11 protein-coding genes are annotated in these 10,047 nt (G+C 33.1%); 2 read left to right on the top strand and 9 right to left on the bottom strand.

The window, feature by feature from the left end:
- Positions 1 to 399: 399 nt before the first annotated feature.
- The 3 genes from ACKI3D_RS09480 to ACKI3D_RS09470 all read right to left on the bottom strand — a co-directional run bounded on the left by ACKI3D_RS09480 (position 400) and on the right by ACKI3D_RS09470 (position 2,893).
- A complete protein-coding gene (locus tag ACKI3D_RS09480; protein WP_407394015.1) occupies positions 400 to 1,053 on the bottom strand; it encodes an adhesin in 654 nt (217 codons plus the stop codon).
- A gap of 38 nt (positions 1,054 to 1,091) precedes the next feature.
- Positions 1,092 to 1,592: a ferritin gene (locus ACKI3D_RS09475; RefSeq protein WP_407394013.1), complete on the bottom strand. Its 501-nt coding sequence runs from the start codon at positions 1,590 to 1,592 to the stop codon at positions 1,092 to 1,094.
- Positions 1,593 to 1,738: 146 nt separating this feature from the next.
- Entirely contained in the window at positions 1,739 to 2,893 is a 1,155-nt protein-coding gene (locus ACKI3D_RS09470; RefSeq protein WP_407394011.1) for an RNA-guided endonuclease InsQ/TnpB family protein, read from the bottom strand.
- A gap of 435 nt (positions 2,894 to 3,328) precedes the next feature.
- Between ACKI3D_RS09470 and nudC the strand changes: the two genes are divergently transcribed.
- On the top strand, positions 3,329 to 4,123 hold the full coding sequence (gene nudC, locus ACKI3D_RS09465; protein ID WP_407394009.1) for an NAD(+) diphosphatase: 795 nt from the start codon (positions 3,329 to 3,331) through the stop codon (positions 4,121 to 4,123).
- Here nudC and ACKI3D_RS09460 read toward each other — a convergent pair.
- On the bottom strand, positions 4,094 to 5,263 hold the full coding sequence (locus ACKI3D_RS09460; protein WP_407394008.1) for a MalY/PatB family protein: 1,170 nt from the start codon (positions 5,261 to 5,263) through the stop codon (positions 4,094 to 4,096). The two genes, nudC and ACKI3D_RS09460, sit on opposite strands and share 30 nt — an antisense overlap.
- Positions 5,250 to 5,765, bottom strand: a complete 516-nt coding sequence (locus ACKI3D_RS09455; RefSeq protein ID WP_407394016.1) for a nitroreductase family protein — start codon at positions 5,763 to 5,765, stop codon at positions 5,250 to 5,252. Before ACKI3D_RS09455 ends, ACKI3D_RS09460 begins: the two co-directional genes overlap by 14 nt.
- Before the next feature lie 62 nt (positions 5,766 to 5,827).
- Between ACKI3D_RS09455 and ACKI3D_RS09450 the strand changes: the two genes are divergently transcribed.
- Positions 5,828 to 6,316 (top strand): DUF308 domain-containing protein, encoded by a 489-nt coding sequence (locus ACKI3D_RS09450; protein WP_407394006.1) that lies wholly within the window; start codon positions 5,828 to 5,830, stop codon positions 6,314 to 6,316.
- Between the two features lie 183 nt (positions 6,317 to 6,499).
- On the opposite strand, the gene ACKI3D_RS09445 is transcribed toward ACKI3D_RS09450, so the two are convergent.
- From ACKI3D_RS09445 to ACKI3D_RS09430, 4 genes are read right to left on the bottom strand one after another with little or no spacing between them, the layout of a single operon-like run.
- The gene (locus tag ACKI3D_RS09445) at positions 6,500 to 6,988 is read right to left on the bottom strand and encodes a hypothetical protein (protein WP_407394004.1); all 489 of its coding nucleotides are present in this window, start codon (positions 6,986 to 6,988) and stop codon (positions 6,500 to 6,502) included.
- 13 nt (positions 6,989 to 7,001) lie between these two features.
- The gene (locus ACKI3D_RS09440; protein WP_407394002.1) at positions 7,002 to 7,625 is read right to left on the bottom strand and encodes an energy-coupling factor ABC transporter permease; all 624 of its coding nucleotides are present in this window, start codon (positions 7,623 to 7,625) and stop codon (positions 7,002 to 7,004) included.
- 13 nt (positions 7,626 to 7,638) lie between these two features.
- Positions 7,639 to 8,157, bottom strand: coding sequence for a hypothetical protein (locus tag ACKI3D_RS09435; RefSeq protein WP_407394000.1), 519 nt, complete (start codon positions 8,155 to 8,157; stop codon positions 7,639 to 7,641).
- A gap of 38 nt (positions 8,158 to 8,195) precedes the next feature.
- Positions 8,196 to 10,022: a hypothetical protein gene (locus ACKI3D_RS09430; protein ID WP_407393998.1), complete on the bottom strand. Its 1,827-nt coding sequence runs from the start codon at positions 10,020 to 10,022 to the stop codon at positions 8,196 to 8,198.
- Positions 10,023 to 10,047: the final 25 nt, after the last annotated feature.

Here is a 10,047-nt window from a genome sequence, read left to right as displayed (position 1 = left end):
CAATGTAGATAGTGAACGCAATATATTAGATATCGCCAAAGCTTCTTCACCCAGATTCTCGATTTTGACAAAGAAGTAAAGCCACACACCCCATCCCAGCAAATTTTGCACAATAATCCATACAGAAAGCCTAAATATCTCATTAAACAACGATTGGCTCCAAAACATATATTTGTTGAAACCATATTTTTTCAAATTAACTTTAAAAAAAATAAAAAGTATTTTATATCAGTAAATGCAAAATAGATTTATGGATTTAGAAAGCTTAATTCCAAAAGGTTTAGACGACATTGATGTAACAATTGCAACTGTATATATCACATTGATTATACCTTTAATTGTTGCATTAATATACGCATTTTAATATTTTTTGAGAAAAAATACTTTTCTCTTCTTTTTTTAATCGAAATCCAAATTATCAACAGTGCTTACCAATTTTTCCACCAAATCCAATGTTAACTCCATTTCTTCATATGAGTAGCATTCATAAACGATAGTTGGGATTCCAGCTTCTGCAGTTGGTTCTGTAATGAATGGCGGACTTGATCTGAATTCGGGAGCGTAATAAACAACTCCATCGATTGAATCGATTATTTCATTCATGAATTTGGAAGATTCATCATCAAAGCCCGGTGCAAAAACAAAATTAGTAATCTGATAATCTCCTGGACCATGTGAACCACGATTAGAGTGGATATCTAAAAACAGATCAAATTCTTTATTGATGATGTCATCACGAACAAATTCCCGAGCCAAGAGCTGTCCTTCATCTCTTCCTTCGCTTTGGGAAGTTTTGTCCAGGACATTAATGTTATACAAATAATAGCAATATTTTAAATCACTTTTAGATCTTAACTTTTCAAATAATGCTCTGTGAGATTTGCTTTCAAGAGGGTGCATTCCAATTAGATAAGCTATTTTGACTTCAGATTCTTCATCACCAAAAGGACCATGCAGATGCACACTGCCAAGTTCATTTTCCCCAATTAATGTTGATTCATATCTTGCTGAGTCAATTTGAGCTTCACTAGTGGGACCTTCGGGACAATTCATCTTAACACCCAAAAAAATAAGTTAAGACTAGAATGAATCTAGTCTTCGGATGGTGCACGTGCACCTAATTCTTTGTTTAATTCGTAAATTAATCTGTTATCGCCATCAGCGAGTTTTATTTTAGCAACCAATTCCATTGCGTTTTCTTCTTCTTCGACTTGTTCTTCGACAAACCATTGCAGGAAGTTGTTGGTTGCGTGGTCTTTTTCTTCAATAGCTAGGTCCACTAAATCATTGATAAGACCAGTAACCTTTTGTTCATGTTCCAAGACATGTTCAAATGCGGCAACAGGAGAATCCCATTCTGTTTGAGGTCCTTCGATTGCAGTTAAAGTTACAGAAGCTCCTCTTCTGATAATGTAGTCATAGAATTTCATTCCATGTTCCAATTCTTCAGCTGCTTGAACTCTCATCCAGTTAGCAAATCCTGCTAAGTCTTCATCTTCAAAGTAAGCTGCCATAGACAAGTATAAATATCCTGAGTAAACTTCAGCATTTAACTGTCCGTTTAATGCTTTTTCCATATTTTCAGATACCATTAAATATCACCATACTATCTTTTGTAATTAATTTTAGTCTTTTACTTAATGTTTTTACCATTTTGTAAAATTATTCTTGGGCTGTTATGCTCTTGTGAGTCATAAGAATTACCAAGCTATCCCCCGTTGACTTACGGGTTGGAATATTATTTTTTAATATTTATCTTTTTTTTATGATATATATTTTTTATTGCTTTTTGTAGTATGTTTTTTGCTGCGTTTATGTCTCTGTGGTGTGTTGTTCCACAGGTGGGACATGTCCATTTTCTTATGTCTAATGTTAGGTTGTGTTTTTGGTATCCGCAGATGTTGCATAGTTGGCTGGATGGGTAAAATCTTGGTATTTGTATGAATTTTTTTCCATACCATTGTGATTTGTATTTTATCATTTCCTGTAGTTTGTGTAGGCTTATTTTTTGTAATTTTGGTGCCCATCGCTTATTTTTAAACATTCCCTGGATATTTAGTGTTTCCATTGCTATTATATCATAGTTTTTGACGAGATGGTGACTTAGTTGGTGGTATGCGTTATTTATTTTGTTGTTTTTTTGGTTTAACCATTTGTGGTATTTTTTTAAGGTTTTTTGGTAATTTTTACTATTGTATTTTTGTCGGGATAATTTTTGCTGGTATTTTTTGATTATTTTATCTTCTTTTTTTAGGTCTAGATTGGTTATCTCTTGGCCATTGGAGAGTGTTGCAAGATTTTTTAATCCTAAATCGATGCCAATATTTTTTCCGGTTTTTTCTAATTCTTTAACAGTGGTTTTGATATTGACTATTGCGTAATATTTGCCATTTTCCTTTTTCACGGTTACATTGTTGATTTTGCTGTTTTTCAGTAGTTTTTTATATTGTGAGCTTGTTCGGTAGTGCGCATAACCTAGTTTGGCTAATCGGATTCTTCTGTTGGTTATACGTATGTTATTTCCATTTTTTTGAATTCTAAAAGATTGTTTAGGGTTCTTTTTGGATTTAAACCTCGGATAACAAGTACCTTCTTTAAAAAATTTAGTAAATGCTTTGTTTAAATCACGGAAAACCTGTTGTTGACTTGTGGACTCACCTTCATATAAAAATCTATTTTCTTGTTTTAGCATTTTTAAAATAGCATTTAAATTACGGATATATGGAGATAAAGGATAGCCATGAAAACGGAATAGCTTATACAAGTCATTATATCTTCTTAAAATGTTATTCCATAGAAATCGTGCATTACCAATGTTTTGCTCTAAAACAGTAGTCATATCCTCATTAGGCAAAATCTCCAATTTCAAACCTTTATTTACCACACTGCACATAACCAAACACCAAAATTTAGTTAATATAAATATTTTCTTCAACTTTTCACTTAACAAAAATCTACAAGAAAATTCATAATAACAAATATGTCCACCAAATATACTTAAAAAAATAGCAAGAGAGCATTTGGAAAGTAATCCCCAAAAAAGGTAAAAACTTTAAGAGAAATACTATAATATATATTTTTAAATTTCATCTCCCAATAGAACCTCATTATACAAAAAAACTATCCGACTATACTAAGACAGAAATTAAAAATACAAAAAACTATCCGACTATACTAAGACAGAATTTGAAAATAATTAAATCAATTAATTATTAAATAATCCAATTATTTAATTAAAATCAAAAAACATTTATTAAATGGTTTTCTGAGAACAATTTTTCATTATAAAAGCAATAATATAATAAAAAGTTAGGATAGAACATTAAACATGATTGAAAAATCCCTCTATGAAAACTATAAGATCAATTTTAGTGAAGAACTCACACCAGATTCTGATGATTACCTATTTATTTTTAATGAAAACAGAGAATTATGCTTGGATGAAGATAAAAAATTGCCTACATCCCTTGACAATTTTAATGTTAATTTTTGCCTGTATATTGGAGACTATAAAGATAAAAAAGCCTTTGTCATTAATGTAGACACTAATGAATCATTCTATCCTCTACATGAAGTTTATGAATTCGATCATGACCTGTACCATATTGCGGGAAAAGCCGTTCTTGTAAACGATTGGTATGTATCCCACAGGTTCTGCGGAAGATGCGGAACACCAACTCAATTAGATGAAAAGGACATGATGTTAAAATGCCCTTCCTGCGGTCAGAACCATTATCCCCGCATCTCCCCTGCAATTATTGTGGCCATCAGAAAAGGCGACGAATTGCTTATGGCAAAGCATAGCTACCATGACAACATCCGATATGCTTTGATAGCCGGATTTGTCGAACCTGGTGAAAGCATTGAAGAAGCCGTTCATAGAGAGGTTTTAGAGGAAGTGGGCATTAAAATAAAAAATTTAAAATATCAAAGAAGCCAATCCTGGCCGTTTCCAAACTCACTAATGCTAGGTTTCACTGCAGAGTATGAATCAGGAGACATTAAGGTAGATGGTGATGAAATCGTCAGGGCACACTGGTTTAAAAAAGATGAAATCATAAGATACGCTTCAGACATCAGCATTTCAGACTGGCTAATACAATCCTTTATTGATAATGTTTAATGCCATAACGCCAGCTTTTAACCTTCCCAAACCATCTTTCAAAAGCTTTTGAGGGCAGGCAATATTCATCCTCAAGAAATTGTCCCCATTTTTACCGAAATCAATGCCGGCTGATAAGAATAACCCTTGATTAGTTCTTAAAAATTCAGATAAAACCTTTGAAGGCACTTTCAAATCAGAACAATCAAGCCACAACAAGTATGTTGCATCACACTCGACCAATTTAATAACCGGCAATTCACAAGACAGATAATCCTTTACTATTTGCTTGTTTTCATATATGACTTCTTTTAGTTCATCTAACCATTCTTCAGAATCGTTATATGCAGCAATAACGGCAGTTGTTGCAAATACGTTGCATGAATCTGAGTTATCAATGTGCATCTGAGTTTTAATTTTATCCAATAGCTCATTATTGGTTGTGTGAACTATTGAGCTTTGAAATCCTGCAATGTTAAAAGATTTTGAAGGGGAAAGACATCTGATGACATTATCATCCGCTTCAAATGGATTGTATTTTATTGCGGGATCTGTCAGGTCACAATGAATCTCATCAGAAATTAATATTACATCATGCTTTCTGCATAACTCCCCAATACGTTCCAAATCCTCTTTTGACCAGATTTTACCGATTGGATTGTGGGGATTGCAGAGTATCATCATCTTGACCCTTGACAGTTTCTCATCCAAATCATCGAAATCAATACGGTACTGTCCATTTTCATAAATCAGCTCATTTTCCAAGACCCTACGATTATTGTCCTCAATGACGTAATAGAATACATGATATACCGGTGACTGAATCAATATTTCATCACCCTCACCAGTCAAGCACCTTATCATTGATGATATTGAGGGCATAACACCAATTGAATATGCCATATCCTCCTTTGACATTTTCAAATCGTACCGTCTATCCCACCAGCCGATGTAGGCTTCAAAAAGCTCATCGGGAACGATGGTGTAGCCGTAGACAGGATGATTTGCCCTTTCAAGAATGGCATCCTGGATAGCGGGAGCTACCTTAAAGTCCATGTCCGCTACCCACATCGGCAAGTCATCATCAAAAAAGTCCCATTTAAGGCAGTTAGTGCTTTTACGGTCAATAACACTTTCAAAATCATATTTAATATTTTTCATAGTGAATCCTTGTCTCATCAAATTTGTCCATGAATTTGTTTTCCCATCCTTCGGCAGGATATCCTAAGGTTATTACACAAAAAGGAAGGTGATTGACGTTATCCAAGCCAAACAGTTCAGCTACATTTTTCATGGTCTCTTCAGTTGGTGCCACGCCGTTCCAAAGACCTCCCAAACCTAAATTGACTGCTTCAAGCAGCATGTTTTCGGCCGCTGCAGACATGTCCTGCTGCCAATGAGCCTTATAGAATGCCCTTTCAATATTGGCCACAAGCAGAATTGCAACCGGTGCTGTTTTTACCCTGGGCTTGATTTCAGCAAGTTTGGCTAACGTTTCCTTATCTTTTACAACTACAAATTCCCATGGTTCAGCTCCAAGCCTTGATCCCGGTGCCTGCATTCCCGCCTTTAGGATTTTGATAATGTCTTCATCACTGACTTGCTTGTCCTGATATTCACGAATGCTTCTTCTTGTGTTAATAATTTCCTCAAAATCAACCATATTTTTAAATAATATTTTTATCATATATATACTTAGTTTATTACAAACGGAGGTGAACGGTAATGGCTTTTGAAAAAACTGCAGGGATAATTTTTATCATCATAGGTTTAATATTTATTTTACTCCCAATGTTTTCAAGCGGAGTAGTTTCAATCATTGTTGGATTATGTCTATTGTTCTTCGGTATTCCAGCCGTAATCAAGGGCTTTCAAATGCAACCTAGATTTAATGTATTCGCAATATCCACAATCATCATTGGAATAATCACTATTATATTAGGATTGTTATTTATATTCTACCTTGATGCAATATCATTCTTAGTTGCTTTCGAATTCTATATTATAGGATTTATAATGATTTTATTTGGAATAACCGGATTGATATCCAAATCAAACAGAATCACAACCTTTACATCAATACTTGTTATATTGATGGGTATTCTTGCAATAGCTCTTGCAATTTTCGCAGGTAACAATCCAATTTTCCTTGCAACCGTTATTGGTATTGTCTTGATCATTGAAGGAATTGCCTATCTTTTAGAGGGTGATTAAGGCTTGGCTAACAATCTTAAAAAAAACTAACCTGTAAAAAACCATCACCACTAAAAACATATATTCAAATCATTAACCAAGCCTGGACTTAAGTCCGGTTAATAATCTGATTTTAAAAAAAAATATAATTTGTTGAAGTGCGAAAAAGCACATTTTCACACTTCCGAAAACTTTTAATATGAATTAATTTTTACGTTTCATTAAAGCTACACCGGCAATTAGACCCACTAATGCACCTATAGCCAAACCAACAACTAATGGAGTTGTAAAATCTCCAGAAGATTCTTCACCTACATTAATTGAAACTAATTTTTGAGCATTGCTGCTAATTGAACTGTTATCATCTTCACTTACAATAACCCTATCCTCTAACTCGCTGTGATCTTTTAAATAATCGTTTACAGTATCTTGGTAAGCAATGGCCAATATCCTTTTATTAGGGTTGGTTGATGCATGTTCAAGTTGATGCTCAACATCACCTTCAGAAGTAAACTTATAGACAGAAATATTTAATCCCATATCATCTACAATAGATTTCGCCAAAATCCCATTAGTTTCGTTGGCAATTATCATTGTATCATCAGTTAAGTCAGCACCATGAGCACTCACCGAAGAAATGCATAAAAATAACATTAAACTTAATAATAACATGCCATAAATCTGTTTTTTCAAAAAAATCTCCCCTTCATATTTTTTCTATTTCCAAAATGGAATTATTAGTTCGTGAAAGGAACTCTAAAACCATTATATTAATTATTCCTTCAATTACGCCAATCATCAAATAATAAGGCAGCAAACTTGCCAATAATACTTCCAGACTGGTTGTATTTGCTATGGACAATATTATAATTTGAGATATTGTAGCTGCAAGAATGCCTGATAATGTCGATGCAAATATTGCAAGCCTCCTATCAATTGATAACAATAGGGAATAAACAAAAAAGACAACCAAACTTAAAATTATTCCCATATCTAAAAGATTAATTCCCAAAGTAGTTACTCCGCCCATTCCCAAAGCAAAGGCTTGAATTAAAAGAGATAAAAATGAAACAAGTATTGCGTTATAGGGTCCTAAAATTAGAACTACTAAAGGGATGATGAAAAAATGCATTGGAATTCCCATTGGGGAAGGAATGGTAATTGAAGTAGCGACAATAGCAACAGCAGTTAAAATGCCTGATAAAACTAACCTCTTTTCCATATCAACTTTTTTCGAAGTGTAATAAAAGCAAATAGCTACAATGATTAAGCTAATAATCATATAAATTACACTTTGCTCAAAAGGTATTAAACCATCAGGAATATGCATTTTATCACCTATTTCATAATTTATAGTAAATTCCCGCAATAATTGCGATTATTATTATTATCAGCAAAACAATAATCCAGATGAAACCTTGATTATCATCTTCATTACTTGTTATATTTCCAGTATCATTAGTTACATTAGTGCTGTTGTTAGTTTCATTTGTTAAATTGACGTCTTCATCTGAGGATGAATCGGACACATATTCAACTTCTCCATTAGAATTTTGTCCTGAATTGGATGAAGAACTGGAAGAATAAGAATTAGACGAATCTGAACTAGAACCCTGATTGGAACTGGAAGATTTTGATGATTGGGAAGAACTGGATGATGAATCATCACTTGAACTTGAAGCATCACTTGATAGACTAGCGCTTGAAGAGTCGGATGAAGATGATGACTCCGCAACATCGGATGTTGTGATTTCTTCAGGCCCGTGGCCTCCTTCATGTCCAGGATGAGCAAAAATCATTCCGGAACTTGAAACAATAAATATAAAAATCAACAATAAACATGATAATTTATTCAATTTCATTTAACCACCAAAAAATAAAAAAATAAAGATTTTAATCTTTATTTTTTAATTACAATCTTATTTTTAACACTGGATTTACCATAGGAAGTTTGGATTTTGTATTTTCCGACTTTTAAATTTTTTAGAGTTAAAGTAGCTACACCTTTTTTATTTGTTTTAGCGGTGAATTTTTTTCCATTGAATTTAAAAGTTAACTTCTTATTTGCAACAGCCTTACCTTTATTGTTAACAAGTTTTGCTGTGAATTTAATTTTTTTAGATTTCTTTTTAGAGATGTCTTTAGTAACAATTAACGGTTTAACAATAACCTTATTTGATATTGACATGTCTGCACATGTTGCCTTAATTGTATATTTGCCTACATCTTTAATATCTAACTGAACAAAACCATTTTCATTTGTTTTAACCGAAGCAATAGCTTTATTCTTATAAAACAAGTTAACGATGGCTCCCTGAATAACATTGCCGTCCTCGTCTTTTACAAAGACTTTATATTTTTGAGAACCTGTATAATATTTAGTTAAGTCATCTGCAACTAACTTATATTCCTTAACTGAAAGAATATTGCGGGTAATATTGTTATTAACAGATTGATCATATGTGGATGTAGATATTACAGGCGCCAGGTTATTTTTTGCTGCTTTAGTTGTTTTAAATAAAATTTCCAAGCTTTGATTTCCTAGAGAAACATCCCCTATTTCCCAAATAAACTCATTAGTTTTTTCATTGAATGCTGCATTTCCTTGAGATTGCAGATAGCTTATGAATTCTAATGAATCCGGCACATTATAAGTAAATACGACATTTTCAGCAATATCCGGACCATTATTAAAGATAGTATAAGTTACTTTAAAAGTATTTCCTACTGTAAAGATTCCATCTTTAGAAAATGTAGTTGCTGTAATTCTTGTAAAGAGGGATGATTCAGGTACATATAATGTGGAAAATCCTTTGATTAATTGATTAGATGCACTGTCATCATATTCGGCTGATATTAAATATTTTCCGCCTACTTCAGATACATCATACTCCATTTTCGCATCACCGTTTTCATCACTTACGGCATGGCCTATCTTATTCCCATTGATATAGAAATCAACTTCTTTTGCAGCTAAAACAGTGTTTTGATTTTTCAAATTTGCATTCAATATGATTTTTTCCTTATTATCAGCAGTTATATTGTTAATGGTTATCATGCTGGCATTCGCCAGGACATTGAACACCATTGTATTTTGAGAAGCCAGATAATTACTATCCCCCTCAAATTTAACGTTAACTGTGTAATTTTTTATCTCTTTCGGAGTAAAAGAAACCACTGCAGCCCCATCGCTCATAGTTGTAGTGGAATAAGTTTTTCCATCAATGTCAAATTCAAGATTTTTATTTGATATCGGTTTAGAAGCGACATCGTTAAGATATGCTACAATAGTGTTTTCTTTATTCACAACACCTATGGAACTATCTAAGACTATATTGGATTTCTGCTTAGTGTTGTTTAATGTTATTAAAATTTCATATAATCCTTGTAAATTCTTACTATTGATTGCAACAGCCGAAACATGATATTTTCCATTTGGGGAATCCGAAGTATCCCATGAACAACTCCATCCGTCGTTGGAATTGTTATCTTGTCCACTATAATAAACAGTGTCTGTTTCTAAATGTCTTGCTGTAACATTAACATACAATGTTTCATGATGATCTTCAATACTCATATTGAAATCAACAGTTCCTGAAACTTCACTATTTATCTTAGGAGTATCGATTTTGACATCCGGATACTCGACCTCATGAGCTGAAGCAATATTAATTAAACAAATAGCGGATAAACATATGATAAGTAATAATATTGCTTTCTTATTCATGTCATCACCTAAAAATAAAAAAAGA

This window comes from Methanobrevibacter sp., assembly GCF_045586545.1.
Lineage (GTDB): Archaea > Methanobacteriota > Methanobacteria > Methanobacteriales > Methanobacteriaceae > Methanocatella.
The sequence above is the reverse complement of the archived record's forward strand: the minus strand, read 5'-3'. Positions and strand labels throughout refer to the sequence as shown.